This is a genomic window from Lysinibacillus sp. G1-3, assembly GCF_056322905.1.
Genome location: NZ_JBWHYQ010000035.1, coordinates 1 through 26,559, shown reverse-complemented (window position 1 = coordinate 26,559; position 26,559 = coordinate 1). Strand labels below are relative to the sequence as shown.

At 34.5% G+C, this 26,559-nt stretch carries 29 protein-coding genes and 1 pseudogene; 22 read left to right on the top strand and 8 right to left on the bottom strand.

Annotated elements, in window-relative coordinates:
* Positions 1-332: 332 nt before the first annotated feature.
* The 9 genes from ACVYAD_RS24625 to ACVYAD_RS24585 all read left to right on the top strand — a co-directional run bounded on the left by ACVYAD_RS24625 (position 333) and on the right by ACVYAD_RS24585 (position 8,879).
* The gene (locus ACVYAD_RS24625) at positions 333-2,132 is read left to right on the top strand and encodes an AAA family ATPase (RefSeq protein WP_476428231.1); all 1,800 of its coding nucleotides are present in this window, start codon (positions 333-335) and stop codon (positions 2,130-2,132) included.
* Entirely contained in the window at positions 2,132-3,043 is a 912-nt protein-coding gene (locus ACVYAD_RS24620) for a hypothetical protein (protein WP_476428230.1), read from the top strand. The genes ACVYAD_RS24625 and ACVYAD_RS24620 overlap by 1 nt, the downstream gene beginning before the upstream one ends.
* Before the next feature lie 174 nt (positions 3,044-3,217).
* Positions 3,218-3,649 (top strand): BrxA/BrxB family bacilliredoxin, encoded by a 432-nt coding sequence (locus tag ACVYAD_RS24615; protein ID WP_079560990.1) that lies wholly within the window; start codon positions 3,218-3,220, stop codon positions 3,647-3,649.
* Entirely contained in the window at positions 3,637-4,440 is an 804-nt protein-coding gene (locus ACVYAD_RS24610; RefSeq protein WP_476428229.1) for a class I SAM-dependent methyltransferase, read from the top strand. Before ACVYAD_RS24615 ends, ACVYAD_RS24610 begins: the two co-directional genes overlap by 13 nt.
* Before the next feature lie 194 nt (positions 4,441-4,634).
* On the top strand, positions 4,635-5,165 hold the full coding sequence (locus tag ACVYAD_RS24605) for a hypothetical protein (RefSeq protein WP_476428228.1): 531 nt from the start codon (positions 4,635-4,637) through the stop codon (positions 5,163-5,165).
* Between the two features lie 94 nt (positions 5,166-5,259).
* A complete protein-coding gene (locus ACVYAD_RS24600) occupies positions 5,260-6,027 on the top strand; it encodes an ANT(4')-I family aminoglycoside nucleotidyltransferase (protein WP_476428233.1) in 768 nt (255 codons plus the stop codon).
* 883 nt (positions 6,028-6,910) lie between these two features.
* Positions 6,911-7,570, top strand: coding sequence for an AroM family protein (locus ACVYAD_RS24595; RefSeq protein ID WP_349662063.1), 660 nt, complete (start codon positions 6,911-6,913; stop codon positions 7,568-7,570).
* A 451-nt stretch (positions 7,571-8,021) separates the two neighbouring features.
* Positions 8,022-8,621 (top strand): YpjP family protein, encoded by a 600-nt coding sequence (locus ACVYAD_RS24590; protein WP_349662062.1) that lies wholly within the window; start codon positions 8,022-8,024, stop codon positions 8,619-8,621.
* Positions 8,622-8,750: 129 nt separating this feature from the next.
* Positions 8,751-8,879, top strand: coding sequence for a hypothetical protein (locus tag ACVYAD_RS24585; protein ID WP_349662203.1), 129 nt, complete (start codon positions 8,751-8,753; stop codon positions 8,877-8,879).
* 119 nt (positions 8,880-8,998) lie between these two features.
* On the opposite strand, the pseudogene ACVYAD_RS24580 reads toward ACVYAD_RS24585, so the two are convergent.
* Positions 8,999-9,148 (bottom strand): annotated as a pseudogene (locus ACVYAD_RS24580) (MerR family transcriptional regulator); the annotation flags it as partial.
* A 549-nt stretch (positions 9,149-9,697) separates the two neighbouring features.
* Positions 9,698-10,351, bottom strand: a complete 654-nt coding sequence (locus ACVYAD_RS24575; RefSeq protein WP_476428227.1) for a FusB/FusC family EF-G-binding protein — start codon at positions 10,349-10,351, stop codon at positions 9,698-9,700.
* Between the two features lie 550 nt (positions 10,352-10,901).
* Here ACVYAD_RS24575 and ACVYAD_RS24570 point away from each other — a divergent pair.
* The 8 genes from ACVYAD_RS24570 to thrS all read left to right on the top strand — a co-directional run bounded on the left by ACVYAD_RS24570 (position 10,902) and on the right by thrS (position 18,071).
* Positions 10,902-11,534 (top strand): class I SAM-dependent methyltransferase, encoded by a 633-nt coding sequence (locus ACVYAD_RS24570; RefSeq protein ID WP_476428226.1) that lies wholly within the window; start codon positions 10,902-10,904, stop codon positions 11,532-11,534.
* A 343-nt stretch (positions 11,535-11,877) separates the two neighbouring features.
* Entirely contained in the window at positions 11,878-12,276 is a 399-nt protein-coding gene (locus ACVYAD_RS24565; RefSeq protein ID WP_476428225.1) for a MarR family winged helix-turn-helix transcriptional regulator, read from the top strand.
* Positions 12,276-12,623, top strand: a complete 348-nt coding sequence (locus tag ACVYAD_RS24560; RefSeq protein WP_349659976.1) for a DUF3147 family protein — start codon at positions 12,276-12,278, stop codon at positions 12,621-12,623. The genes ACVYAD_RS24565 and ACVYAD_RS24560 overlap by 1 nt, the downstream gene beginning before the upstream one ends.
* Before the next feature lie 11 nt (positions 12,624-12,634).
* Positions 12,635-13,117, top strand: coding sequence for a GNAT family N-acetyltransferase (locus ACVYAD_RS24555; protein WP_476428224.1), 483 nt, complete (start codon positions 12,635-12,637; stop codon positions 13,115-13,117).
* Between the two features lie 133 nt (positions 13,118-13,250).
* Positions 13,251-13,715, top strand: a complete 465-nt coding sequence (locus tag ACVYAD_RS24550) for a hypothetical protein (protein WP_476428223.1) — start codon at positions 13,251-13,253, stop codon at positions 13,713-13,715.
* Positions 13,716-13,912: 197 nt separating this feature from the next.
* Positions 13,913-14,422, top strand: a complete 510-nt coding sequence (locus ACVYAD_RS24545; protein WP_476428222.1) for a hypothetical protein — start codon at positions 13,913-13,915, stop codon at positions 14,420-14,422.
* Positions 14,423-14,645: 223 nt separating this feature from the next.
* Positions 14,646-15,434, top strand: a complete 789-nt coding sequence (locus ACVYAD_RS24540; protein ID WP_476428232.1) for a lipid II flippase Amj family protein — start codon at positions 14,646-14,648, stop codon at positions 15,432-15,434.
* A 714-nt stretch (positions 15,435-16,148) separates the two neighbouring features.
* Complete coding sequence (gene thrS / locus ACVYAD_RS24535) at positions 16,149-18,071, top strand: threonine--tRNA ligase (protein ID WP_476428221.1); 1,923 nt, start codon at positions 16,149-16,151, stop codon at positions 18,069-18,071.
* A 179-nt stretch (positions 18,072-18,250) separates the two neighbouring features.
* Here the strand turns inward: thrS and ACVYAD_RS24530 are convergent, their stop codons facing one another.
* Complete coding sequence (locus ACVYAD_RS24530; protein ID WP_476428220.1) at positions 18,251-18,715, bottom strand: hypothetical protein; 465 nt, start codon at positions 18,713-18,715, stop codon at positions 18,251-18,253.
* Between the two features lie 135 nt (positions 18,716-18,850).
* On the bottom strand, positions 18,851-19,027 hold the full coding sequence (locus tag ACVYAD_RS24525) for a Spo0E family sporulation regulatory protein-aspartic acid phosphatase (protein WP_386828265.1): 177 nt from the start codon (positions 19,025-19,027) through the stop codon (positions 18,851-18,853).
* A gap of 524 nt (positions 19,028-19,551) precedes the next feature.
* Between ACVYAD_RS24525 and ACVYAD_RS24520 the strand changes: the two genes are divergently transcribed.
* Both ACVYAD_RS24520 and ACVYAD_RS24515 read left to right on the top strand, forming a co-directional pair.
* Positions 19,552-20,178, top strand: a complete 627-nt coding sequence (locus tag ACVYAD_RS24520; protein WP_476428219.1) for a hypothetical protein — start codon at positions 19,552-19,554, stop codon at positions 20,176-20,178.
* A gap of 11 nt (positions 20,179-20,189) precedes the next feature.
* On the top strand, positions 20,190-20,744 hold the full coding sequence (locus ACVYAD_RS24515) for a histidine phosphatase family protein (RefSeq protein WP_476428218.1): 555 nt from the start codon (positions 20,190-20,192) through the stop codon (positions 20,742-20,744).
* A 125-nt stretch (positions 20,745-20,869) separates the two neighbouring features.
* Here the strand turns inward: ACVYAD_RS24515 and ACVYAD_RS24510 are convergent, their stop codons facing one another.
* A complete protein-coding gene (locus tag ACVYAD_RS24510; RefSeq protein WP_476428217.1) occupies positions 20,870-21,343 on the bottom strand; it encodes a hypothetical protein in 474 nt (157 codons plus the stop codon).
* A gap of 330 nt (positions 21,344-21,673) precedes the next feature.
* Between ACVYAD_RS24510 and ACVYAD_RS24505 the strand changes: the two genes are divergently transcribed.
* On the top strand, positions 21,674-21,856 hold the full coding sequence (locus ACVYAD_RS24505; RefSeq protein WP_476428216.1) for a hypothetical protein: 183 nt from the start codon (positions 21,674-21,676) through the stop codon (positions 21,854-21,856).
* Here ACVYAD_RS24505 and ACVYAD_RS24500 read toward each other — a convergent pair.
* On the bottom strand, positions 21,827-22,381 hold the full coding sequence (locus ACVYAD_RS24500) for a GNAT family N-acetyltransferase (protein WP_476428215.1): 555 nt from the start codon (positions 22,379-22,381) through the stop codon (positions 21,827-21,829). The genes ACVYAD_RS24505 and ACVYAD_RS24500 overlap by 30 nt on opposite strands.
* Before the next feature lie 293 nt (positions 22,382-22,674).
* Positions 22,675-23,259, bottom strand: coding sequence for a hypothetical protein (locus ACVYAD_RS24495; protein ID WP_476428214.1), 585 nt, complete (start codon positions 23,257-23,259; stop codon positions 22,675-22,677).
* 207 nt (positions 23,260-23,466) lie between these two features.
* Here ACVYAD_RS24495 and ACVYAD_RS24490 point away from each other — a divergent pair, with 207 nt between their 5' ends.
* Both ACVYAD_RS24490 and ACVYAD_RS24485 read left to right on the top strand, forming a co-directional pair.
* On the top strand, positions 23,467-23,949 hold the full coding sequence (locus ACVYAD_RS24490) for a GNAT family N-acetyltransferase (RefSeq protein ID WP_476428213.1): 483 nt from the start codon (positions 23,467-23,469) through the stop codon (positions 23,947-23,949).
* An 80-nt stretch (positions 23,950-24,029) separates the two neighbouring features.
* A complete protein-coding gene (locus ACVYAD_RS24485; RefSeq protein ID WP_476428212.1) occupies positions 24,030-24,449 on the top strand; it encodes a GNAT family N-acetyltransferase in 420 nt (139 codons plus the stop codon).
* A gap of 579 nt (positions 24,450-25,028) precedes the next feature.
* On the opposite strand, the gene ACVYAD_RS24480 is transcribed toward ACVYAD_RS24485, so the two are convergent.
* A complete protein-coding gene (locus ACVYAD_RS24480; protein ID WP_476428211.1) occupies positions 25,029-25,934 on the bottom strand; it encodes a DUF4261 domain-containing protein in 906 nt (301 codons plus the stop codon).
* Positions 25,935-26,559 lie beyond the last annotated feature (625 nt).

Genomic DNA, 26,559 nt, shown 5'->3' with positions numbered 1-26,559 from the left:
TTTTATAATTACGATCGTTATCAGAAACGATTAAACGGCTTGAGTCCTTTAGAATTTAGGGCTCAAGCCGCTTAATACATTTTTTATTATTTCCGCTGTCTACTTGACGGGGGGCAGTTCAAATTTTCTTACTTGGTCTTTTGTGAAAAATTCTTCAATAACACTATACAAAAATATTTAAAACTTCTAGGAAATTAGAATGGTATTAATTTTTAGAAATACATATCATAAAATTTAATTATTTACTATAATTTTAATGAGTGGAAATCATTGAACAAAGAAACAAAATGTTTTAATTTGTTATAATTAAACAGCAGTGGGAGGGTATTTTATTGGAATTAATATATATGTGGTCAGAAAATTATAGAAATATACATAATGCAGGTTTTAATTTTTCAAATAACTTTAATGTCGAATTTGCAAGTCACCAGCCGAAAATAGTAATAAGAAAACCAGAAAAAAAAAATAAACTCTTTAATCAAGAAAATAAAGTAAATCAAATAGTAGCGATAATTGGTAAAAACGGAAGTGGTAAAACCAATATACTTGATTTATTAGGGAGTAAAAGAGAATACCGTAGACGTAAAAATAATAAGAATGAAGATTATTTTTTACTATATCATTTAGAAGATGATATTTTTATTATAGAAGGTAATAATTTCGATTTTATTAAACCTATTATGAAAGAGTATGAAAAGTTAGAGAAAGATGGAACTATAACAAATCCTTATAGTATTGTCTGTCAATATAACAATGGAAATTTTGAGTGTATTAGTTTTTTACAATATTATAAGTCAATACAGACTAGCTATTATTATTTTAACTATAGAATTATATATAATATCCCCAATAATCTCGATACTTGGAAAATTGAGAATGAAAATACTGTGCTTTTTAATAGAATAAACTTACATTCTAAAAATACAGGGAATTTTGCTAAATATAAAATGTTATTAGAATTTAATGCTACTAATAAAGAAAATATAAACCCATCTATGTTTCAATTAAATAGCAAGTCTTATTTAAAATTTTCTATCAACATGTTTATAAATTATGAAATAGAATTAAATATGCTTGAGATGTTTAATAAGAAAAGTTTTTTCAGGAAAGAGGAAAATGAAAATAAAGAATTTAACAAAAAGGAGCATTTTATCAATTATCTATTACATGAAATATGTGGTTTTTTAGCATCTGGTTTCATAAAACTTCCAGAAATGCAACAAGAATTAGATGATTTAAATAAAGACTTTAGTATTTTTAAAAATAAGTTTAATGGAGACTATATTGAATATTCTCTTACAGTAATTAAACGATTATTAGAATTTCATAAAAATAAAGAGACGTATTTCGATGATAAAGATATAAATTTAATAATGAAAGTATACCAAGAGTTTATAGATAAGATTAATAATATCAATTCGGAATATTTCGAAGAAGACTGTGTAACTATTCCACTATATAATAATATCTATGATGAAAATGTAGGAGATTTTCTAAGGCAGATAGATATGTTGGAATTTTATGATACATCTATTAACGCATTAACTAAAATCTTCGATATTTCTTTTGGTCCATTTAGTTCTGGAGAAAACGCGCTTATTTCTTTATTTTCTGCACTCCATTATGGATTAACTCTAAATCTAAGTAAAAATAAAGAAAAAGCCATTATTCTCTTAGATGAACCAGATAGTTTTATGCATCCAGAGTGGAGCAGGCTACTTATTAAAGAATTAATAACTTTTTTAAATAGAATTGAAAATGGATATGGAAATTATCAAATAATGATTGCAACACATTCTCCTTTTATAATTTCTGATTTGCCAAAAGAAAACGTAATTGCGCTAGATAAAGATGCAAATGGTAATATTAAGGAAATTGATTTAGATCAAACTCAAACTTTTGCTTCAAATATTCATACTCTTTTTGCAGAAGAATTTTTTATGAATAGCACTATAGGTGAGTATTCAAAGACTAAAATAAATGAAGTAATAAAGTTGCTTAAAGATTCGTCGACTTTAACTTCACAGGATAAAGAAGAAATTAAATACATCATAGACATCATAGGGGAGCCAATAATTAAGAATAAATTAATGATGATGTTTAATAACTTTTTAAAAAATGGTGACTATTAATGATTCCTATTAAAAATAAAGAATTAGAAAAATTAGCTAAAGACCATTTAGAAGCCATTAAAATACATCTAGGTCATCCTAAAATGAAATTTACTTATAAGGATATAAATAACTGGTTTTTAGAAAATGGTTGTAAATGTTCATTTGAAGAAATAATATTAGCAGATACTAATCGACTTTCTGAGATTAAAGATGCTTACTTTTCAAATAATAGTTATTCTCAGGAAATTATATATATAAAAAAAACTATTTACTCAACATATTTCGCGAATTCTTCCAAATTTTTAAAGGGTACTGAATACAATGCTGCCAAGTTAATTGATAAACTAGGAATAAATATTTGCCCTTACTGTAATAGAAATTATATTAATAATTTTAGTTATAAAAACCAAAAAGTAAAAAGAACTAGTCAAATAGATCATTATTTTAATAAGGACAAGTATCCATTTCTTGCAATGTCCTTTTATAATTTAATCCCATCATGTCCTAGTTGTAATCATGTTAAAAGCACAAAAGATATTAGCTATTCTCCATATAACTCTAGGTTTAGGTCGAGTGATATTGTAAAATTTGGATATAATATTAAATCATCTGATTATCTTAAAGATTTGGAGCAGCTAGAAATTACTATTACAGCACAAGATAAAGTTTTCGAAGGCAATTTATCGACCTTCTGTTTAGACTCTCTTTACAGTGTACATAAAGATGTTGTACAAGAAATTTTAAAGAAAAAGCATATATACACAAATTTAAGGCTAAATGAACTTTATAAAGAATTTGAAACTATTTTTAGTAGTAGGGAAGAAATAGAACAAATACTTTTTGGATATTATTTAGATGAATCAAAGTTTCATAAAAGACCTTTATCTAAGCTAGCTAGTGATATATATAAGGAAACTTTATGTACTTAAAAAATACTCTTTATATTTGTTTAGAAACGCTACTTTATAAAAAGCAACCAAAGCAACAAAAAAGCAACCAAAATTCCGAAAGTAAGTGAATAACGGTGAAATCGAATCATTATACAATGACGTAAAACCTTGCTATAATAACTTTTGCGAATACATATGAAAGAGGGTAAAAGCATGAACGCTTACGATGAATATATGAAACAGGTAGTGAAGCCAATGCGCGAGGAGTTAGTGGAGGCTGGATTTACGGAGCTTACGACGGCTGATGCGGTAAATGAATTTATGGCGGAGGCGAAGGGGACTTCGTTGGTTGTGATTAACTCGGTTTGTGGATGTGCGGCTGGGTTGGCGCGTCCGGCTGCTCGTGAGGCAGTGGAGGCGGTTAAGCCGGATCATCTTGTGACTGTATTTGCTGGGCAGGATCCTGAAGCGACTGTTGCGATGCGTGGCTTTTTTGAGGATGTGCCACCAAGTTCACCTTCGATGGCGATTTTAAAGGATGGGGAATTGGCATACTTTATTCCACGTGAACAAATTGAAGGGTTCCCTGTGGAGCAAATTGTTACACATTTAACAGGTGTTTTAGAGCAAACATGCGAGAAGTAAAGACTATTGTTACGACAGCGGGCAGACCAGACGATTTATCGTTGGCGCTCGCTGCTTTTGCGTGTGAACAATTAGATGCTCCGCTTGAGCCAAGAAAAAAGCGTTCTGTTCGGAAAATTTCACAGGAATTGCATGCAAATGTAATCGTTGCTGGGAAAAATCGTTTTGAGTATTATGCTTTTGGTGCAGAGGAACCGTTTTTCTTCCATCCGAATTCAGCAGCTTTTCGCTTAAAGCGTGTTGCTCGTGGGGAAGTGGAGCCGTTTTTAGAAGCGGCGCAGCTTGAAAAAGGAAATTCAGTGCTCGATTGTACATTGGGACTAGCGGCTGATGCTATGCTGGCGGCTTATACAGTTGGCGAGGTGGGACAAGTTGTTGGGCTCGAAGCGAATCCGAATGTTGCTTTTATTGTTGAGCAAGGGATGAAATCCTACGATACGACTGAGCTGCCATTAACTGCATGTATGCGCCATATAGAAGTGGTGCAGGCTGAGGCGGTTAGTTATTTGAAAACATTGCCCGACAATACTTTTGATGTCGTCTATATGGATCCGATGTTTGAAGAAATTATTGAAGAAGCCAATAATTTTGAAGCACTACGCATAGCTGGGGAACATGTAACATTAACGGATGAATGGGTAAGAGAAGCGTATCGCGTGGCGAGAAAACGGGTAGTGTTAAAGGCTCATTTCCGCTCAGAATGGTTTGCTAAATTTCATTTTCAACAATTAACAAGAATGACTGCGAAGTTTCATTATGGTGTTTTAGTTGTTGATGGAAGTAAATATTGAGTGTTTTTAAGAGGTTTGTTCATTTTTGTGAACGGGCCTCTATTTTTATCTAAAATTCAAAATATGGTAATATATAGTGGGATCAGATTATGTATTTTTGTGGTTGGCAAGTATAAGGATTGCGAAAATGTAGTAGAGGTATAAAGAATTTACGAATCTTTATGTGTTGAAAATAAAATTTGAGGGGGATATGTATGAATCAAATTGAGGCGGAAATCGAGCTATTTTTGAAAAATCCATTAGCGGAAGAAGAAAACTTTTGGGATAGCGAAGCATTAGTATGGGTGGATTGGAAAGATTTTGACGAATCTATAGCGGAATATTTTAATGAATACTTACTTGAAGAAGACAAAATAAATGTTGAACTAGTTGAAATTGATAAGCCAAGGTGTGTTGATATTTTCTTAATAAAAGATGAAGTGAAGAAAGCAATCCCGTATGAAGAAGAAAGAACGGATAGGGACACAACTTTGAAAGCTGTGCAGGACTTTATTGCTCCGAAATATCAAATCCGCTGGTACATGGATTCACTTGGCGGAGATACGTTGGCTTTTTGTGTGCTCCCAACTGAAAAGTGGTTGCGGTTAGAGAAAGATTATGGGGAAGAAAAAGTTACCTATTATTTTGCACCTCTATCAAATGACTCGGTTATGTTTGAAATGGATATAGATGAAATGTCGGATTTGCTGGAAAAAAGAATGCAGAATGGAAATAAGGAAAGGTGATTTATACATGACAGCAGATAAAATTCCTCGTTAAGCTCGTGGTCCTCCTTGGCAAATTATATAGCTCAATTTAATAATTCATTCACAAGGAGAGATAAATATGATTGGTCCGAAAAAAGTAACGAGAGAAAAAAGAATGGAAATTGCTTATTCCATTGCGAACCAAGTTATAGAAAGATATGGCTCGAAGGTGCAAGCAATTGGGGTTTACGGTTCATTAGCCCGAAAAACAGATGGCCCATTTTCAGATATAGAAATTAAATGCATTTTAAACGCTTTGGATGAAAACTTTTGCTATGAATGGACAGCTGGAGATTGGAAAGCAGAAGTGAACTTTGAAAGCGCAGATCATATAATTGAAGATGCGACGACAGTTGACGAAAGATGGCCACTGACCCATGGCCAATTTTTCAACATTTTACCTATTTATGACCCAAATGGTTTTTTTACTGAACTAAAAGTAAAAGCTAGCTCAATAGATAGCTCGATATTTAAAGAAGCGATCTGTCGAACATTAGTAGAAGAAATGTATGAGTATATTGGTAAAATGAAAAATATTGAATTACAGGGTCCTCAAACATTTTTACCGATTTTGGCGATGGAAATTGCCACAGCAGGTGCGATGATTTTAGGATTACACAATAAACAATTTTTCACAACTTCTGCTCAAGTATTACTTGAAGCATTGTCGTTTACAGATAAGCCCGAGGGATTTGAGGTTCTATGTGAATTGGTGATGTCCGGTAATCTCTCTGACGCAAAACAAATTATTGTGATTTGCGAAGACTATTGGGATTCTTTACTAGAGTGGTATGCTCAACATGGGTATCAAATTGAATGCTCAAAAGTTATACCTTGGTAACTTGAAATGAAATCTTTACATTTTAAAAACTATGTGCTATAATATGAATCGTGCTATTTTAGGTGGCATATTTACGTAATCTGGAATTCTACTTTTGTTTTTGAAGATACTTATTCACACTGGCGCATGCTTTGGGGCTGCAAGGACGCAAAAGAAGGTTGGGTTTGCGTTGCTTAAGTTAGAAGGCACACAGTGGAATTTTACCGCGGTGATGAAACTACATGTTTCCAATATAATATTTATTCCCCAGATGATTGGGTTGAGACTTTACAATTTACGAAAATGTTACCTATTAAATACTAAAGGGGTGGCTTCGCAAAAGCGAGGCTGCCCCTTGTCTAATTTATTAGGAAGGTCGAATATTTCTGGGTCTACGGATAGAAAAGCCGAAGTCGTGGATAGAACAGCCAAAGTGATGGATAGAATCAATGAACAAATATATTGAAGAGCCTTCTGAAAGTAGACAAACTATGTCTACTCTTTTTTATGTAATGAATTCCCAAATGTCATATCTGTTGTAGTTCTTTTTGATTATTTCTTTAAATAATAGTTCCAATAAATTTGAACTTGTGTAACAATGTTTATTAATATTTTTGATCTAGATATACTTGTAGTTTATTTTTGATATAGGTATAGTGCAAACGTTACATCGGAATTACTATCAATGAGTATTTATTCATAATGTGATGATTTTATGCATTTAAATTCAGAATTTTTTTATTTTTAAATAAAATACTACCTAATTGTGGAGGAATAGCTATGCATTTATAATTGAAACAACCTTTTGAGGATAAAACTAATTTTTCAGATAAAGATGAATGTAACTTTCTGAATAAATTATACGGTTCAATGATATATTTTCAAAAATTAGGGGTGACTGCAAATGAATAAAGTTGGTTTTTTGACGATCGGACAAACGCCACGTTCAGATATTATACCGACATTTACAGAAATATTTAATAAAGATATTAAATTTGTGGAAAGAGGAGCGTTGGATAGCTTAAACGAGGCGGAATTACTAACTGTTTTAGCGAGAAGTGAAAAGAACGCAACTATCTCTCGATTACGGGATGGCAGATCCATAATAATTAATAGAAGAAAACTACTACCATTATTACAAATGGAATTATCAGCGTTAGAACAAGAGGTGGATATGGTCATCGTATTAAGCACAGATGATTTTTCGAATTTAACATGTGAAAAACCTATTTTTCATCCGAATCGAATCGTCACACAAATGATTAGTGCAATGACCGATCAACCGAAGCTAGGTTTAATTATTCCGCTAGAAGAACAGAGTAAAGCTATGGTTAAAAAATGGGAAGATATTTCAGATGATATCACGATTGCTGTTGCTTCACCATTTGATTATGGCAACTTTGAAGAGGCAGCTCGTTATCTTCGTGATTACCGAGTAGATCTGATTGTGTTGGATTGCATGGGGTACAATGAAGAGCATAGAGAGGTAGTACGAAAAGAGAGTGGTATTTTAACAATTTTACCGCGTACATTAGTAGCGGGAATCGTACTTGAATATTTATAAAGTAAGAATAAGAAGGAACGTTATAGATTGTATATAAAATTAGTCGGCAGCCTGTATTATCTTGTATTTTAAAATAGGTCATAACAAAATAGAAAAGTCCGCTAGCTCGCGGACTTTCTTCGTAAAAGTAATTGTATTAGTCCGTAAAGCATAAAGATGATAAATAACCTAACATTAATAAAAGACCAATACCCATTGCGATATCCATGCTCATGTTTTGTACCTCCTTTTAAAAAACGACACATTTATCCTGCATACTGCGAGTAAATGCCCGATTAGTTTGGGGCAACAGGACGATGGTCATACAAGCGTTTTCCCAGGATGTGAAGTTTTTACTTTATACATAAATATTGTACAATGAATTATAAAATTATGAAACCTTTTATAGGGCTTATGCGTATAAATTAGAAATAGATTTACCAATTTGTACATAAAGAGAAGGTGTAAATTAATGAAGAAATGGATTCAAAAAAGTATCGTTATTATGGTTGCGTTTTTAACATTTGGATTAATTACGCCAACACATGAAATATGGGAAGCATTTGATCATAATCCATCAAATCGTGCTTCTATCGGATCAGCACCTGGGACAAGTACTGCAGAAGCGGCTGCTCTTCCGATAGAACAAACAGAAATACAGGGAGACCCGATTGACTATAATGCATTGCTCGTTGATGCGGCGAAAGAGCAATCCTATATGAAATTCGGCACAAAAATTGGCCCGAAAATTAGCAATGAGTTTGACGCTATCATCTTCCCTAAAATGGAGGAAGCCATTGCGATGACAGTAGAAGGCTTAGACGATGAATCATTAGCATCGTTAACAATTTCAGAAAAGCCAAGTGGAAACTATGGCGAAAAAATTTTTAATATTACTAGCAATGAAACAGGCATTGATTTAATTCGCTTCCATGTCCGCACGGAAAAACGACCGCAGGACGGCTACTATTACAACTTCCACTACCACAGTGCTGAGGACGACTTTATGGCACACAATAACTTAGGTGATATTTTTTGGGAGAAAAACACACCACCGAAGTGGTTGTCCTAACAATTACGAAACACTCGCTAAAAATGCGAGTGTTTTTTTGTTTGAAAACATTGATATATCAATATCAGTAGTGATTAACTTACTTGTTATTTAAAGAAGCTAATCTAATGGGGGAGTGGAGAGAAAATCATGTACCCCATAATTATTTCGGTGATTGCTAGACGTTCGAAACAACTCAAATATATTAAAGAGCATGAGTATAAGATTACGGCTGTACAAGAACGTATTCAAATTGAAGTGCTGTTTTGGTTCTTATAAAGCAGTATGTTGCGATAGATATGGCTTTAGTTAACTAGTATTGGCGGCTTAAAGATACCATCTTAAATTAGATGATGGTATGACGTAGAGGCTTTGTGCCCCTACAAATAGAGCTGTTTTTATTCCAGTTCCACTTGCTTCATATAAAACTCTATCGCTTGATTAAACCATTTTTGTTCATCCTCAGTGAAAGGGGCGGTTATCATACATTAAAGTTCTTGAATATCCATTGCTTCCACATTAGTATTCGCTAACTTTTGTATTATATCGTCACGAATGATAGTGAGGGAAATATAAGATATGGAATTATATTCAAATCAATTTTATAAGGGGTATAATTAAAATAACGGAATAGATTATTGGAAGTTTGGTCTGATAGGGGGCTTGAGTATGAAACGTTTAGTTATAGTGATAGGTGTAATTTGGTTGATATTATTAGCAATGTATTTTTTAACTACGGGGTCACCAAGTTAGATTGTTATCGGATTATTATACTATCGCTGAATAAACCTAAAAAGGCCACTCGTTGATGGGCGGTCATCTTTTTGACAATTACTATTGGTTGAAATCGACAATTGGAACACTAAATAAATACAAAAACAAAAGGTAATGTTTATAGGCTAGACTAGCATTGCCTTGTTGTTAATAAAAAGTAAATCACAATCAGAGCCAATAGAAGTAATGACGCTGGGACATAAATATGTTTTCACGGCAAAATTAAAAAATTCCACATCAGAAAAGCGCGAGAAATCAATGTTACTAAAATTGATTTCTCACGCTTTTTAAGGTTTTGACCAGATATGTCTCAGCCTCTTTTTTTATTTTTGAGTAATGCGCTCGAAAAATGCATTTGTTTTTTCTATATCCGTTACATGTCGATTGCATGTTTGGCTATCTGCGCAAATGTAATTGCTATAATTCGTGAACGTTCCAACGACTTGCCCTTTTACAGACGTTGTAAATAGGCCAACTTCAGAATGGCGGTTACATAGTGCACATATTCCTTTAATTGTATTGTTAGAGAAAGTCCCTTTAATCGCTTTTAGCTGTTCATCTTGTTCCAATACGACATATTTTCGATGTTTACCGGGATCATCCCAAGCTAAATAACAAATCTGCTGAAAGTCCATTTCTTCAAGCTTCGGTAGCTTGAGCTTTTTTTCCTTTTTAAATAGGCTCTTCAGTGTGCTTGCAGTAACTGCTTTGAAAGGGATGACATATGGTTTTAAGCGCTCTAAATACGCTTCGCCATGAGCGCGATCTGTCACATTAAAAAGCTGTTCAATTAGCTGAGTTTCCGCAGTGGATAGCGCTAATTTTGCTGTAATTTCGCTTTCAACAATTCCATGTACGGCTAAGATAACGTTTTTATCCTTTGTCGTTGCAATTGTTTGTATAATTTTATTCATTTGTTGCTCAAGTAAATGATAGTTTGCGACCGTTAAGAACGGCTGAATTGTTTGTTTTTCCATTTGAATTCACTCCTAAATAGTAGGCTTTTAATAAAGGTTACTGGCCTAAAGAGATCATTCAATTTATGTTAATTGCGTTAACTTTTCTAGACCTCTTTGACCTGTAAAGTGTTTGGTCTAGAGCAAGCATTACAAAAGAATGCGTCCATTTCGATTCCTCCTTGAAATGAAATTCACCATTATTATAACATTTTTTAGTAATTATATAAAGTTAGAAAATTTAATTTATTCAAATGATAAAAAATGGTATAATAGTTTAATATTTGTTCGTTGCTGATAGTTGTGGATGACATTTTGAAAGACGCATGTCGTGTGTATAGGTTGATTGGAGTGGAGATTGGACGCCTACAAAAAAGTGCCCAGTGAAACGGAAAATACCCTACACAATAAGGTGATGAACTTGAATTTGAAAGGGGGAGTTATTATGAAACAGGTTATCAGTCATGAAAATTTATATGTTTGGAGAGGGAATGTTAGTAACTAACATGGGATGTTTAGTACTAATAGACCTTCCAAACTTTTTAACTATTGAAAACCTAGGAGGACTGTTATGCTAAGTCAACAAGGATTTAATTTATGGGCTGATGGTTATGATAAAACGGTTCAGCTAAGTGAAGAAAGCAACCAATATCCATTTGCAGGATATAAAGAAGTATTAAATACGATTTTTAACGAGGTCATGCACATTCCAAAGTCCACTGTATTAGACATTGGATTTGGTACAGGGGTGTTAACGGCGAAACTTTATGAAAACGGGCATATAATCAATGGATTCGATTTCTCTTCGAAAATGATCGAAATCGCCAAAGAAAAAATGCCGGATGCAAACTTTATGGAGTGGGATTTGTCAAAAGGGCTACCAGCAGCGCTCCTTCATCAAAAATATGACGCTATTATTAGCACCTATGCGTTGCATCATTTTACCGAAGAAATGAAGGTGCAATACATTATAGAATTATTGCAACATCTAACACCTGAAGGCAAAATTTTTATCGGCGATATCGCGTTTCATACAAGAGTGGACCTCGAAAAATGCCGTGAAGAAAGTATTGGCTATTGGGATGATGATGAAATTTACTTTGTCCATGAGGAGATAAGTTCCTTGTTAAAAGGAGTATGCCAATTAGAATTTTACCCGATCTCGCATTGTGGTGGGGTTTTTGTTCTTTCAAATTTTGCGTAGGAAGATGCTTAAATGATTATTTCTGATTATATATATGGTGATTTTGAGATAGAGAATGTGCTAGAGGAACTTATTGAGAGTAAGCCAATGCAAAGGTTAAAGGGTATTCATCACTGTGTGTTTGTGAAGATTCTTTGAGTTTTTCGATAAATGATGAAAAAGTTTCGATAAATTAAATAAAACTCTCGATAAATCCACAATATTCGTCGATAAGTCTAGTGTTCTTCTCGATAAAACGACTGAAAGGGCTGACTATTGTCAGCCCTTTATTTAAATACCTCTTTAATTATATCGACAGCTACGATATAATCGGTTTCGACGATATAATAAAGGAGCAAATTTGATGATCAAAAATATAAATAACTATTTTACATCTATTTTCTACCATCTACATTCAACGCATGAAGATTCAATTTCACATCAGAGCGTGCGTATTTTACAGATGATTCAAAAGGAAGATGAAGTAGCAGTGCGTGATATTGCAGAGTTACTGAATATTTCCCATAATACAGCGTCTGAGCATATCAAAAAGCTGGAGCGTAATGGTTGGGTGAAAAAGGAGCGGGACATCGATGATCAACGTAAAGTACATATTCATTTAACAACTGAAGGGCTTCATGTTTTAAAGAAAAACACAGAATTAGATGATCAGAAACTGCAACATGCACTAAATCAGCTTTCAGAAGATGATCAACAAATGATTTTACAGGCATTTCGTTTATTAAGCGAGGTGGCTAAATAATGTACACCTTTTTAAAGATTTTATGCTCGGCTGCCGTAATTGGTATTGTGACGGAGATTGCTAGAAGATTTCCTAGCTATGGTGGCATTATTGCAGCGCTGCCACTTGTCAGTATTTTAAGCATCATTTGGCTTACTGTGCAAAGTGAACCGAGTGAGCATATTCAGCGATTTACGATTGGTGTAATTGTTGGACTACCAGCAACTATGGTGATGCTATTTGTTATTTATATGGCGATGAAATCATCGATCCATATCGTATTTGCCATTGGACTAGGCGTTGTTTCGTGGGCAGTATTTCTAGGTGTTCAAAAAGCTATTACTAGTATGTTTAATCTATCAATTTAGGAGAATAAAAGATGACAATAATTCCCATTCAACAATTAGCCCAAAATGATGTGTTACAGTTTTTTAAGGAGCATTGGGGAAGCACAGAAATGGTCATTTCCAGTGGGATTTATGACTGTAGTAAATTAGAGGGGTTCGTCTATGTAGATGAACACAGCACGATTTTAGGTCTTGTAACGTATATTATGCGTGAGGAAGAATGTGAAATTATATCCCTTGATAGTATTGAAGAAGGAAGAGGGATAGGTTCATTGCTAGTACAAGCAGTTGAAGAAATTGCTTTCGAACAAGGGTGTACGATAATTACTCTTCTAACGACAAATGATAATTTACACGCATTAAAATTTTATCAAAAAAGAGGTTATCACTTAGTCGAAATTATACAAAACGCGGTCGAACAAGCAAGAGCATATAAACCTGAAATCCCTTTAATTGGCAATGATGGAATTCCAATACGTGATGAAATACGATTAGCAAAGCAATCTGGTTTATAATGAGTCAGGTTGTTTTTAGTTGATTTAAAGAAGTTAGGAGGAGATGAAGAAAAATCCTGATTCTATTTTTCGAGGTTTCATCACCTACGATTTCTCGCTATACTTGATAGGTAGCAAGAAAGTGAGGAATGACATGAAAAAATTACTATTTGTTTTATTGTTTAGTGTTCTAGTAGTGGTAGCTGCCTTTATCATTTATTTGAAAAGCAATCCACCACTCGTCATGAACAGCTATACGAATCCTACAGATAATTCTACTAATAGAATCGTAGAAATAGAAAATAAAGGACTGCATGAGATAGAGCTTCAACAAATACTTGTCAATGATAAAGTGCCTGAAAGTGCCGAGCTTGTCGTGAGTAAGTCTGAACCGTTCGAAGCGGAGACGAAGCTGGTTGGTAATCCGAATATTACTTATCATAAATTAAGGCAAATCACCATTTTTCCTAGTCAATACATAAATCGCGAGGCCGTTGGAAAGCAGCCTCAGCATTATGCAGTAAAGGTTGAAGCGCCTTCTATTAAAAAAATAACGATTAAGTACAAATATTTAAAAATACCATTTACTTTAACAGCCGAGTTACAAGAGAAAAAGTGAAATGAAATTATCATCAGTGGGGTTTTCTTACCCACTGATTTTTTGTTTTCACCAATGGATCAGTCTGGATATACTCGTTATTTGTCTTATCCTTTATGCCTATGTCAATTCATAAGATTGTTTGGTGAAAAAATACTGAGACTCCTAAAACATGGTAATCTAATAGTAATAGCTATTGCGATGTCGGGAGGGACTAAATGGGAGTTATAATCGTTAGTATAGTACTTGTTATCTGTATTTTCACTGTGACTTTAGTGGTTATTCAGAAGCATTCGAAGGAGGATATTAAGTTAGAAGTAACAGCTGTATGTGAAGGGGTAAATGAATTAGGTCAAGCTATTATGAAAATATATTTTACATTTTCAATTGGCAAACTAGCACATCGTAAAAAAGAAATAATAGGCAGTATTGATTGGTCACAAGGATGGATGCCTGTTTGCTATAATTTAAAGGAAAAAGGGGTCTATCAGGAGCAAAGATTACTCCGTGCTGAAAATGAGACAACCTATACAACCTTCGAAATAAACGCTACAAATGATATTGATCATCTGGGACGGGGTGAGGGATATGTTGTGTTAGTGCTAGAGGACCCAAATGCTACTGATAAGTCTAGAGCAGGTGTGATTCTCGCTGTTACTGCAAATATGGTAACCTATCAGCTATCGGATTCAACTAGCTGGAATAATGACTTTGCAGTAAATCAATAAATACAGAATAAGCTATTCGTTAGGAGGAAAAGCCTGATGAATAGCTTTTCTATTTGGTAGGAAATAACGGAACCTATTAATGGGAATTTCGTAAAATATTAAAGGGAAGAGGTGTCTCGGTTGTATTCATTACGATAGGAGATCAACCTTGGATCAAACGATGCTAAATCAATAATCGAAAAGAAGGTACAAGACTTTGGATATTTTAACAAATAAATTGATCATGATTGCTTTATTTATTCTTATCATTCATTCGATAGAAACACTTGCGTATGCAGTTCGATTATCAGGCGCACGTGTAAAATTACTAGCCTCTGCACTATCCTTGTTCAATGTGATGGTTATGGTTTCAAGGTTGGCAAATATGATGCAGCAGCCTTTTACTGGGAGTTTAGCTGACACAGCACCGAAAGAAAACACATTAGTATTTGTGGAGCAGCAATTCCGAGTGCTTATTGGCGCCGCTTCCATAGGTACTTTAGTCGGCATTCTACTATTGCCGACTTTTATAGCGATATTTTCAAGAGCCATTATCCATTTATCTGAGGAAAAAGGTTCTATACCAGCATTATTTAAAAAAGGTTTTAGTTTAGAGTATGTTAAACGTGGAATAAAACATATTCATTTGCCAAGCCTTTCATACTTAAAGGGAATTAACTGGCGTGATATCCCCGTTAAATTATTTATCGTCAATGTCGTGATAACGGCCATCTATACAATTGGTGTCCTGTCTGCACTTTACGCCTCTTTATTAGTTCCAGAAAGAGGAACAACTGCTGTGATGGCATCAGGACTTATTAATGGGGTAGCAACGATGTTACTAATAATATTTATTGACCCTAAAATTTCTGTTCTTGCAGACGATGTTATTAATCAAAGAGGTAGTTATTTAAGTCTGAAACAAGCATCTGTGATGATGATGGGTTCAAGGCTACTAGGTACATGTTTAGCACAGCTTTTATTTATTCCAGGGGCAAAATATATTGCCTGGTTTACACAATATATGACATAAGGAGGGTTTACACGGATCGTGACCCAACTATTCATATTCAGTGGCATTCTGACAATGAGACTTTAGAAGTACGAAGTGGAGGAAAACTTAGCTTAGGGATTCCGATTATATCGCAACTTTCCTGCAAAAAGTGGAATGTGTAGGTAAGGACATATTTCGATGAGGAATCAAAATTGTTTCATAAAAATTAATATTCGAACATTGACAAGTATTGGAGCATTTGTTACAGTAAATAACAATTTCACAAAGCAATGAAATTGGCGATGAGAAGGACACGAGTTTTGAAAAGCGATTTACAGAGAGGGAGGCATGCGCTGAAAGCTTCCTAATGCAGCTAGCGAAACTTACTACCTTTGAGCAGTGCTTGGAAACTTGCACCGTACTTGCAACGTTACTGCATAACAATGAGCCACTAGAGCATCTAGTGGGAATTTGGGTGGAACCACGGGTAATCAACACATGCTCGTCCCTTTATGGGGCGCGAGCATGTGTTTTTTTATTTGTCACTTCTTTCAGTAGAGGACACCAGCCTTTATAGGTTAGAGATGAGTGCGGTTTTAAGTCACTTTTCAGCGTCTGTCCAAACATCAACTGATAGAAGTTACAGCCTCCGGCGGATGTCACGGAATCGGTAAGGAGTTCTTTGTGCTAGCACAAAGCCGATTCCGGACGTAATTATGCAGAGGCAGAATTTATAATAAAGGAGTAGAGAACATGTCAAATCAAGTTATTAACATTCAATTTCCAGATGGTAAACAACAAGTATTTTCAAAAGGTGTTACATTAACCGACATTGCACAAGCGATTAGTCCCGCTTTACGTAAAAAGGCAATTGTAGGGAGTGTGAACGGAACCATCATTGATTTGACGCGCCCGATAGTGGAGGATTCACAAATTTCCCTGTACGATGCTTGCACAAAAGAAGGAATTCAGGTGATTCGTCATTCAACAGCCCATTTATTAGCGCAAGCTATTAAGCGTTTATATCCTGATGCTCAATTTGGGGTCGGGCCAGTTATAGAAAATGGGTTTTATTATGATATCGACATTGCGCATTCCTTAGCGCCTAGTGATTTACAACAAATTGAAAAAATGATGAAGCAAATTGTTCAAGAAAATATACAAATACAGCGCAAAGAAGTAACGAGGGCAGAGGCAAAACAGTTATTTGCTCATGATGCGCTAAAGCTAGAGTTATTACAGGATATATCTGAGCATGAAGTGGTGACGGTTTATGAGCAAGGAGATTTTTATGATCTTTGCCGTGGACCTCATGTACCTTCCACAGGAAAATTACAACACTTTAAATTAATGAATATGTCAGGTGCTTACTGGCGAGGAGATAGCAATAATCAAATGCTTCAGCGTATATACGGTGTAGCATTTACCTCAAAAAAAGAGCTTGAGGAACATTTTGTTTTCCTAGAAGAGGCGGAGAAACGCAATCACCGAAAGCTAGGAAAAGAACTAGAGTTATTTATGTTTTCAGAGGAAGCACCAGGGATGCCGTTTTATTTAGCAAATGGTCAAATTATTCGCAACGAATTGGAGTCTTATTTACGTCAATTACAAGCAAAATTTGATTACCAAGAAGTACGGACACCATCGATGATGAACCAGCGTTTATGGGAGCAGTCAGGACATTGGGACCACTATAAAGAAAACATGTACTTTACTCATGTAGACGACCAAAGCTTTGCATTAAAACCTATGAATTGCCCTGGACATATGCTGATTTTTAAAAATGATTTACATTCATATAGAGATTTACCGATTCGTATGGCTGAATTTGGGCAAGTTCATCGACATGAATTTAGTGGCGCATTAAATGGTCTTTTACGAGTTCGTACTTTTTGCCAGGATGATGCACATATTTTTGTTACGCCACAGCAAATTGAAGATGAGATTGCGCTTGCACTAAAGATTATTGATGAGGTTTACCAGGTTTTTGGCTTCCAATACGATATTGAATTATCAACACGTCCCGCTGATTATATGGGTGAACTTGAACTTTGGAACCAAGCCGAAGCGGCGTTAGAAAACGTACTAACGAATCTAGGATTCCCTTATACAATAAATGAAGGTGACGGAGCGTTTTATGGTCCAAAAATTGATATTCATATTAAAGATGCTATTCATCGCAGTCATCAATGCGCAACAGTGCAGCTTGATTTCCAACTACCTGAGAAATTCGACTTAACATATGTCAATGAACAGAATGAAAAAGTAAGACCTGTCGTTATTCATCGAGCGGTATTCGGTTCAATTGATCGCTTCTTAGGCATATTGATTGAGCATTTTGGAGGGGCATTCCCAACGTGGCTTGCACCTCAACAAGTAAAAGTTATTGGGGTGGCAAATAAGCATCGAGCGTATGTACAGCAAGTTGTTGATGCTTTAAAAAACGAACAAATCCGTGTAAGCATTGACGATCGACAAGAAAAGCTAGGTAAAAAAATTCGAGAAGCACAAATGAAAAAAATACCTTATATTGTAGTGCTTGGTGATCAGGAAATGGATACTCAACATGTTACTGTTCGTAAATATGGCGAGCAAGCATTAATAGAAAAAACATTACAGCAGTTTATTGAGGAAATAAAGCAAGAAATACAGCAAAAAGCTCTAACTATTAAATGAATTCTATAAAATAATTTAGCTCGACTCTTGGGAGTGACTTCCCCTAGAGTCGAGCTATAACAGCGATGAAATAAATGGTGATTTCAGAATTTGCTTAAAAATGTTAATTTTTTCTTTGAATTTGCTACTATTAATCAATTTTCAAGCATACAATAAATTAAACAACAAACGAAATAAAATTATTTAATGGTATTACTTTGGTAATTACTATTTCCTAAAAGGATATTTTGTGTCTCAGCGTCAATGACCAGGTATTTATGATAAGTCTCCTGATCCAATTGTTTAAAGGATGCTAAAAAATATACTTGTCGATTGGGATGAATAAAAGTATGTTGAGAGAGGTCTGTCTTTTTACGTATAAAATTTGTTTTTAGATTAAATGTTTCCTCAGCCTTCGATACGTCCTTAAAGGCTATTCTTTGACGAATGTTCAAGGTAGCATTGTTATATTCCTCATAGATTGTCCTATTTAATATATGATAAAAATCATTCTCAGAACGAAATGCTTGATATTGATTATTTGGGTATTTATAAGATGTAGTTCTAGAAGGTATGCAAAGAACTGGTGTTGTGTTTTCTACTGAATCTTGAGGTTGCTGTAGTAAAAAGCTTGAAGCGACCAGTGATAAAATAAATACCTGCATTATTTGGCCTCCTTTTTCCTGTCATAAAGAAGATAGCCCATTTCTATGTTATTTATACGTATTTTAACAACAACAATAGGTCTTATAACCAAAAACTAATACAGGGTAAAACTAGACGACTCATCGAAAATAGTTTTAGCTAGCTTTATTGATCGTTTTTGAATATTTATTTAGTAGGACATCTAATTCTTGGCTACAATCTACCACACTTGGATGGGTGAAACCTAAATCCATTGCCTTTCTATACATAATTTTTCTTTTAATTTCAATCTCCATCTTCAAGAATTGTTTATGCGTTAAATAATTAACCAAAATCTTTTCCCCCTATTATTTTTTCTCCATATATTCTTGAAATACATTGACCTCGATTCAACTTTTTCATTGTATCTCACCTAAAATGAAAAATATGTCACATTGTGTATAGGTTGAGAAATTCGTAATTTAGTCATAGAAAAAATTTTTTATTCTTATATTGGGAAGTAAATGAAAAATATTGATGGTGAATATTTTTGACTACTTAAATTACTTTTATTGTATTATTTATATACTTCATTACCCTTTATACTAAAATATTAGTGTTTTTTTTTGGCTATATTTTAGAAAAGGGGCAGGGTAATGTTTAATGGATTTGCATCTTTTTTACTATAAAAATATTTGGTGTCATAGACTGAAAATTTCATAGGCTTCATATCTTGTCACAATTTATCAAATAAACTTCTTTGTTGTTTGTAATTGAAGGGATTTTACTTTGGTTGAAAATGTTGAGAATTTTCGAAATATATTGAACGGTGGAAATGTGGGTTTTGAATCTATTGAATAATAGGGGGGATATATTGTTGAAGTTAAGGTCACTATTATTAAGTGTTATGATCGTTTCTTGTTTAATGTTAATCGCATGTTCTGAAGTGAAAACAAAAACAGAAGAGTCTCCAAAATCAACGGTAGTACCTAACCATTCCATTCAACATGAAGAAGAATCTAAACAGAAACCTCCTATTATTGATAGGGACTATGATTTTACATATTTAGAGGAATTGCCAGAGGAAAAAAGAGTTTTATATGATGAATTTTTAAGCAATGGGAATATGAATAGTATAAAGACTTTTACACCAGAGGAAATGGTGTTAATTATGATGAATTTAATATTTGAAAATAAGTTCGATAAATTATATGCAATTACCTACAACAACAATGAACTTCCAGATAAAGAAACCTTTATAGCAGAGTATATAGATTATTTATTAGATGAGGATAAACAAAATTATTTAATGTACAGATACTACGATAGTATTTCATTGGATAAAGAAACAAGCACAGAAAGTATAGCAGTTGTACAATTGGAAATAATTTTCGGAAGCTCTCACTACCTTAAGGTATTTTCTTTACTAAAAGAGGATGATATGTGGAAGGTAGATATATATAATTATGTGAAAGAAAAAAAGGCAAAATCTGAAGAAAAGTAGAGGAAACGATTATGACCGTACTATACTTTGTAAGGCACGCGCATTCTCATTATACAGCTGATGAGTACAATCGTCCGCTTTCTGATAAAGGATTGAAGGATCGGGATCGTGTTACTAGATTATTTACTAATAAAATAATCCATGCTATATATTCAAGTCCATATAAAAGAGCCGTACAGACGGTAGAAGGCATAGCACAAGGGCATAAGTTAGAAATAAGTAAGGTAGATTCTTTAAAAGAAAGAACACTATCTAATGGAAATAGTATTGATTTTGACTCTGCTATGCAACACGTATGGAGTCATCCAAATTTTGCATTCGAAGGTGGAGAATCAAATGAAGCCGCCCAGGAAAGAGCTATTACTACGTTAAAAAAAATTATCCTTGCACATCCAAATGACAATATAGTGATTGGTACACACGGCAATATAATGGTCTTAATGATACAATATTTTGATGCGCAATATGATTACTCATTTTGGAACGGACTTTCAATGCCTGATGTTTATCAACTTACATTTCAGCATTTCGTGTTAAGTGATGTTCGAAGAGTTTGGGAAGAATAAGAGAGGGACTGTCTACTGGCAGCCCCTTAGTTCATTTTATCGAGAAGAAGTATCTGCCTGACGACACCTAGGAAATCATTGAGGCTATGAATGCAATGTCTGTTGTTGACTTATAGTATAAACATTTAGTCATAGGGATACATATCACTCTGACAATATTGATAGGTAGGTCTCCAACGACCATTTCTACAATAATACCTCATATCTCCAATACAAGCTGCGGACCCCTCTTGTTGACATGGACCCATATCTTCAATAGAACGATATTGTGGCCATGTTGGTATATTATCACTCTGACAATATTCGTAGGTAGGTTTCCAACGACCATTTCTACAATAATACCTAATATCACCAATACAAGCTGTGGACCCTTCTTGTTGACATGGGCCCATATCTTCAATAGAACGATATTGTGGCGAAAGCTGTGGACCATAACGATATTGTGGCCAAGTTGGTGTATTATCACTCTGACAATATTCGTAGGTAGGTCTCCAATGACCATTTCTACATACAAAATACATATCACCAACACAAGTTCTGGACCCTTCTTGTTGACATGGGCCTATATCATCAGGAAAAGAACCATATTGCCAAGTCATCAAAGTCACTTCCTTTTATTTTTTTTAAAACATATATATAACCATCAGATAACTTTGACCACTTTACAAAAAAATAATGTTCAGTCTTATTCAGCATTTCCAGGTAAGAAAGTGTTCATTGCACCTTGGAGGTTACATCATATTCTAAGTTATGAAATGGAAATGATTACTATTGGGCCATCCTTTTCGTATTGACATAATTAGGCCAGATGGCACTCAGGAAGGCGAGGGGAGGATAAATGTCTTTTGTAGGGGAATTGAACGTATAAACAACACTTTTTTAAGAGTGAGATGGAAGAATATTTTTTCTGTGATGTTGAGGAGCTTTACATGCCACGAACAATCATAGTGAATAACACGTATGATCATCACTCAACTGCTGATGATCATTTGTTTTACCCACGAGCTACAATTTATCGACAAAAAATTGTAGCTCGTGGGTTTATCGAGAATGCTGAAATATTTCTACACGGAGGAAAAAGTTTATTTTATTTGATTCCATTCTTCTCGTAAAAGGCCAAATAAAACTACATCATGAAATTGACCGAAACGGAAAAGTTCATTTCTTAAAATACCTTCTTTTGTAAAGCCACATTTTTCATAAGAACGAATAGCTCCTTTATTGAAGCAGAAAACCTGAAGCTTGATTTTATTAATAGAAATATAATTAAAAATAAAGTGAATAAGAGTTTTCATAGCATCCGTTCCAAGCCCTTTACCATGCCATTGTTCTCCAATTGAAATGCCTACAGAGCAAGTACTGTTCTTCCAGTTGATTCCGTAGACAGCACAGGAACCGATAAGCTCATTTGACGACTTTTCGAATATGCCGAAGAAAAACTCCTCTTTTTTTCCACTAATACTTTGAAAGAATGAGGAATGATCCTCAAAGGTATTTGGAAAGGGAATGTCGTCATTAGCCAGTAACAACGTCTTCAGTTCACTTTCAATTTTTACAAATGCTTCTTGGTCGGAGGAAGTCATTTGCTGTAATGTAATAGCTTGACCTGTAAGAAATTCTTTAAAATAGTTTTCCATTTGTTTTCTCCCTTGTTCAAGAGCTGCAGTTAGAGTTTACAACCCTAGGATTATTTGTTGTTTAAACAAAACATCTACTGCACTTTTCGCACTCATTCACTCAACTCCTTATGTATAGATAACTTTATAGTAGCATTTTTGGTTATTAGTGGAAATGATATTTTTGTTCAAGTCTGTTGAATAGGGAAATAAAAGGTTATCTGTGACTGGAAGAATGATATTTGTTGATATTATCAACTAGACGATATGGTGATCGTTTTAATAATGTTTAGGGAAACACTTGATTTTATTTATTATTTTGAAGGGCGCCAATTTGTCTGAATGTCTACATCTTGTTGCTCCATCCAGTTAAGAAATTCCTCTGTACATTGAATATTGTAGTCTAACACTGCTTCATACACATAAATTGAAGGAAGTACTATGGATTTCTTAAGAAGTTCTTCTTTAATCGTTAAAATATACTTTCGACTTTCATTTGTTAAGGAATCGTTCATTAACGATACTAAATCTCTTGATAGAGGGCCCTCTCGTGTTTCAGAAAACAGCCACATATCAATATTCCAAATTTCTGATGGCATTTGCTCATATTGTATTTTAAAATAGATACCATTAAATGGTGTTTTCAAATAATTACGATACTTTAATTCCAAAACTTTCGGATTGCTAGTTAAATCAGCTAATATCGCCATAGCTTCTGCTGCATTAGGGTGAGTACAAAATGTTTCGATATCGATATCGTGATCCACTAGTAAATCATATGCTGTAGCGCCGACCACATAAGCTTGTCCAATGGTATTCCATTTTTCTAGCAGCTTCAATTCTTCTAAAATGAGCACGGCAGTTTCTTTTCGTTTTTGAGCTCTCTCTAATAATTTCAATTTGAACACCTTCTCTAAAATAATTTTCTAAATTATGTTAGAATACATTATATTTTCTGTTTTTTTAATATATTATAATAGAAATATAAGATATGAAATGTGTACTTTTGATTCGTCTGTGGCGATTATTTTGTGTGGCAAAAGTAATGGGACAGTTACAATTATGCCAAGGTAGAACGACGACTTAAGATGGAAGGGGGAGCTTTGATGAGATTGAAATTTTATGAAAAAAAAGATGATTTCTTAATTGAACGATATACGATCACAGAGGAGCAACTTCGCTATACGATGTCTCCGAAAGAGAGTATTGAACTAGTAAAGAAGGACAAAAATCGCCATGCCGTTCTTGTTTTTGATGAAGATAAGCTCGTGACATTCTTTGTGTTACATGAAAAAGAGGGCGTTACGCCATATTCCTCAAATGAACAGGCTATATTAATCCGTGCCTTTTCAACAGACTATTATGAACAGGGAAAAGGCTATGCGAAAGCAGCATTACAGCTTTTGCCAGACTTTGTTTTAGAGCATTTTCCAACTATTAATGAGCTTGTGTTAGGGGTTAATCTACCGAATACTGCCGCACAGTCACTTTATAAAAAATGCGGATTTGTCGATGAAGGAAAGATGGCAAAAGGGTTTAGGGTTGAGATTAAAGTGATGAGTTATTACATAAGAAAAATTAACAGCTAAATGCTTGATAGAAAAACATTGATGAACCTACTTAATTTTGAACAAAAGTCTTCTCGCATCTAAAGAATGAGGTGAACAAAATGACGCAATTGGTGGAAGCACGTATGGAGCATCTCGATGAAATATGTGCGATTGATCAAGAAGTAATTGGAGATTATTCAAGAAGCGGATATTTGCGTACAGCCATTAACGAAAAACGTTGTATCATTCAACAAACAGAAAAAGGGATTGGCGGTTTTCTTATTTTTACGAATGATTTCTTTGAGAACTGCTTCATCGCATTAGTTATTGTGAAGCCCTCCGAGAGAAGAATGGGCATTGCCACAGCGTTACTAGCTTTTTATGTAGAAATGGCAGCAACTCCAAAAATCTTTTCTTCTACTAACCAATCCAATACTAGTATGCATAAGGTATTTGAAACGGCAGGCTTTATAAAAAGTGGGTGTATAGAAAACTTAGATGAAGGAGATCCGGAAATTATTTATGTGAAATATAAATAGGGGAAAGGCATATCTCATGATAAGGTTTCTGCTGCGAGAGTTGCAACACTGAAAAGTTATTTTCATGCTAGTTCCTTAAAAGAAAATGGCTGTTATCATTCTTACTACTTAATCTTTCAGAATTTATAAACTGACTTATAACATAAAATGTTTTACAAATATTCCTATATATTTTCAATCAAATATCTTAATAACAAAAAGCTTTAAATCTTCGCTAAAGAAAAAATGTCACTAAACGACGCTTTAGGTGTATTCATACTCCATTAATTATCCTAATTTTTTGATATAATTTCATTTAATGCGTTAAATCGTATCGTTTATTCCATTAAAGGGCACGATTGTGAAACTTAAAATAAAAGGGATACTACATATTTAGCATATATAATATGTAGCATCCCTGATTTTTTACGATCTAGACCTTGATAAGGTATGATAACCACGATTATCTATGGGGCCCCAAGCTTTAGAAACAAATTTTGATAAAACTAGTACCCAAGGATGATTAAAACCGTTGAAATTAGGCTCCGCACTTTTGGTTGTATTGAAAGGACCGACGCCACAATATACCCAAAGGAGCAACTATTCTTCAGACCCACCCTGGTGACCTGCATAGTTGCCCTCACCGGGATCAAGATCAATGACTATGCGGTGCGGAACTGCCATTGCATATTGATGCTCGCAGCGCCAACGCATCTCCTCTGTAAAACCAATCGTTTCTCCATCTGTAATAATATCACCTTGATTAAACAAATAATAAGCAAAGTTAGTCAAGCAGCCTGCAACCTCATTGGTATCCATATCATAGAAGTGGCATTGCACATCAGGGATGCCTAGTGCAGCAAGCCCAATGGAATCCATGAGACCTTCCTGGCGTTCACTGCCAGTACCCTCAACATTGTAGAACCGAATGTTCAATGCTCCATACAACATTTCGCCCTCATCAACAGCAGCCAAAAACACGGATGGCTCGACCAACTTATTGCTTTCTCTAAAATAAATCGCAGCGCAAGGGACCGTTTCCACTATTGCACGAAGAACATTCGTATGTAGCTCCAATCTTTTTTTTGGCTCCAGTCCAGATGCCATCATATCGACAAGTAACAACGCGTGACTACACTCTTGCAACGTTTGGCCTGCTTCATTCCAATGCCAACTTTGCTGCAAAGCGGCTTCGTAATCAGATATCGGACCTATATTCATGCCAGTAAGCGTTGTTTGTGCAGGCATTTCTCCTTCTGAATATTTCACCATATAATTCAAATGAAAGAAGTGAAGCATTTCTCCTTTCTCATGTTGCTCATAGGGCTCCCATACTGCCAGCGACCCACTCTTTTCATTTTGTGGTCGATCTGTTTTCCCCATGTATTGTTCTATCTTGCAGTAGAGTAGTTCTCGGTCCACAACTGGCTTTTCTTTAAACAGCAGTTCAATAGCATAAACTCTAGCAAATCCGAAGTCTTTCTCTTGCTCTATGATTTCATTCATAAGGCACTCTCCTTCAATCTGTATTGTTTTCTTAATCATATATTGATGTGTTCATCAACTTCATCAAGAATACAAGAAAAATTACCAACCGCCCATCATACTTTTTCCCTATCATTGCCAATTGTGAGTGTCTATATGTTTTACATCTTTAAAAAAATGATTGAGTTTAACATATGGTTTTGAAATGATTTGTATTATGCAATCGGACGAGATTGTTGGCAATTCTAGAGAAGATGAAATTTTATTGAAAAGGAGCGAACTTCAATGTTACCAATTGAGTATCGTATTGAAAATGAAGATGATTTTAAAAAAATAGGAAGAAACCGTATTTGATACCCAATAGTTTGATAAATAATTCTGTATGTGAGGAATTTCGTATTCCACAATCGGGCGCTTTTCTTGAATAAGAGGGCGTCTTTTGGAATGCCTCAACTTATAACCTGGCCTAAAAAAGTTAGACATATATAATAAAGTCACTTTTAAGACCTGATTCCGGAACTGATATGCTCCCTATTAAGTAGACAGATTAAAAAATAAAATCTGTTTATCTAAGGGGAGTATTTTTTATGGGGCGAAGCAAACATCCACTCGAGTTAAAACTACATATCCTTCAATTGTTCGAAGA

What these genes read in the sequence shown, in the direction of transcription:
- ACVYAD_RS24500 (WP_476428215.1), bottom strand. Translation starts at nt 22,381, where the DNA reads ATGGAAAACTATTTTAAAGAATTTCTTACAGGTCAAGCTATTACATTA.
- ACVYAD_RS24490 (WP_476428213.1), top strand. Translation starts at nt 23,467, where the DNA reads ATGAGATTGAAATTTTATGAAAAAAAAGATGATTTCTTAATTGAACGA.
- ACVYAD_RS24545 (WP_476428222.1), top strand. Translation starts at nt 13,913, where the DNA reads ATGGGAGTTATAATCGTTAGTATAGTACTTGTTATCTGTATTTTCACT.
- ACVYAD_RS24610 (WP_476428229.1), top strand. Translation starts at nt 3,637, where the DNA reads ATGCGAGAAGTAAAGACTATTGTTACGACAGCGGGCAGACCAGACGAT.
- ACVYAD_RS24480 (WP_476428211.1), bottom strand. Translation starts at nt 25,934, where the DNA reads ATGAATGAAATCATAGAGCAAGAGAAAGACTTCGGATTTGCTAGAGTT.
- ACVYAD_RS24570 (WP_476428226.1), top strand. Translation starts at nt 10,902, where the DNA reads ATGCTAAGTCAACAAGGATTTAATTTATGGGCTGATGGTTATGATAAA.
- ACVYAD_RS24560 (WP_349659976.1), top strand. Translation starts at nt 12,276, where the DNA reads ATGTACACCTTTTTAAAGATTTTATGCTCGGCTGCCGTAATTGGTATT.
- ACVYAD_RS24605 (WP_476428228.1), top strand. Translation starts at nt 4,635, where the DNA reads ATGAATCAAATTGAGGCGGAAATCGAGCTATTTTTGAAAAATCCATTA.
- ACVYAD_RS24590 (WP_349662062.1), top strand. Translation starts at nt 8,022, where the DNA reads ATGAAGAAATGGATTCAAAAAAGTATCGTTATTATGGTTGCGTTTTTA.
- ACVYAD_RS24575 (WP_476428227.1), bottom strand. Translation starts at nt 10,351, where the DNA reads ATGGAAAAACAAACAATTCAGCCGTTCTTAACGGTCGCAAACTATCAT.
- ACVYAD_RS24620 (WP_476428230.1), top strand. Translation starts at nt 2,132, where the DNA reads ATGATTCCTATTAAAAATAAAGAATTAGAAAAATTAGCTAAAGACCAT.
- ACVYAD_RS24510 (WP_476428217.1), bottom strand. Translation starts at nt 21,343, where the DNA reads ATGACTTGGCAATATGGTTCTTTTCCTGATGATATAGGCCCATGTCAA.
- ACVYAD_RS24615 (WP_079560990.1), top strand. Translation starts at nt 3,218, where the DNA reads ATGAACGCTTACGATGAATATATGAAACAGGTAGTGAAGCCAATGCGC.
- ACVYAD_RS24540 (WP_476428232.1), top strand. Translation starts at nt 14,646, where the DNA reads ATGATTGCTTTATTTATTCTTATCATTCATTCGATAGAAACACTTGCG.
- ACVYAD_RS24515 (WP_476428218.1), top strand. Translation starts at nt 20,190, where the DNA reads ATGACCGTACTATACTTTGTAAGGCACGCGCATTCTCATTATACAGCT.
- ACVYAD_RS24585 (WP_349662203.1), top strand. Translation starts at nt 8,751, where the DNA reads ATGTACCCCATAATTATTTCGGTGATTGCTAGACGTTCGAAACAACTC.
- ACVYAD_RS24505 (WP_476428216.1), top strand. Translation starts at nt 21,674, where the DNA reads ATGCCACGAACAATCATAGTGAATAACACGTATGATCATCACTCAACT.
- ACVYAD_RS24550 (WP_476428223.1), top strand. Translation starts at nt 13,251, where the DNA reads ATGAAAAAATTACTATTTGTTTTATTGTTTAGTGTTCTAGTAGTGGTA.
- ACVYAD_RS24530 (WP_476428220.1), bottom strand. Translation starts at nt 18,715, where the DNA reads ATGCAGGTATTTATTTTATCACTGGTCGCTTCAAGCTTTTTACTACAG.
- ACVYAD_RS24485 (WP_476428212.1), top strand. Translation starts at nt 24,030, where the DNA reads ATGACGCAATTGGTGGAAGCACGTATGGAGCATCTCGATGAAATATGT.
- thrS (WP_476428221.1), top strand. Translation starts at nt 16,149, where the DNA reads ATGTCAAATCAAGTTATTAACATTCAATTTCCAGATGGTAAACAACAA.
- ACVYAD_RS24595 (WP_349662063.1), top strand. Translation starts at nt 6,911, where the DNA reads ATGAATAAAGTTGGTTTTTTGACGATCGGACAAACGCCACGTTCAGAT.
- ACVYAD_RS24555 (WP_476428224.1), top strand. Translation starts at nt 12,635, where the DNA reads ATGACAATAATTCCCATTCAACAATTAGCCCAAAATGATGTGTTACAG.
- ACVYAD_RS24565 (WP_476428225.1), top strand. Translation starts at nt 11,878, where the DNA reads ATGATCAAAAATATAAATAACTATTTTACATCTATTTTCTACCATCTA.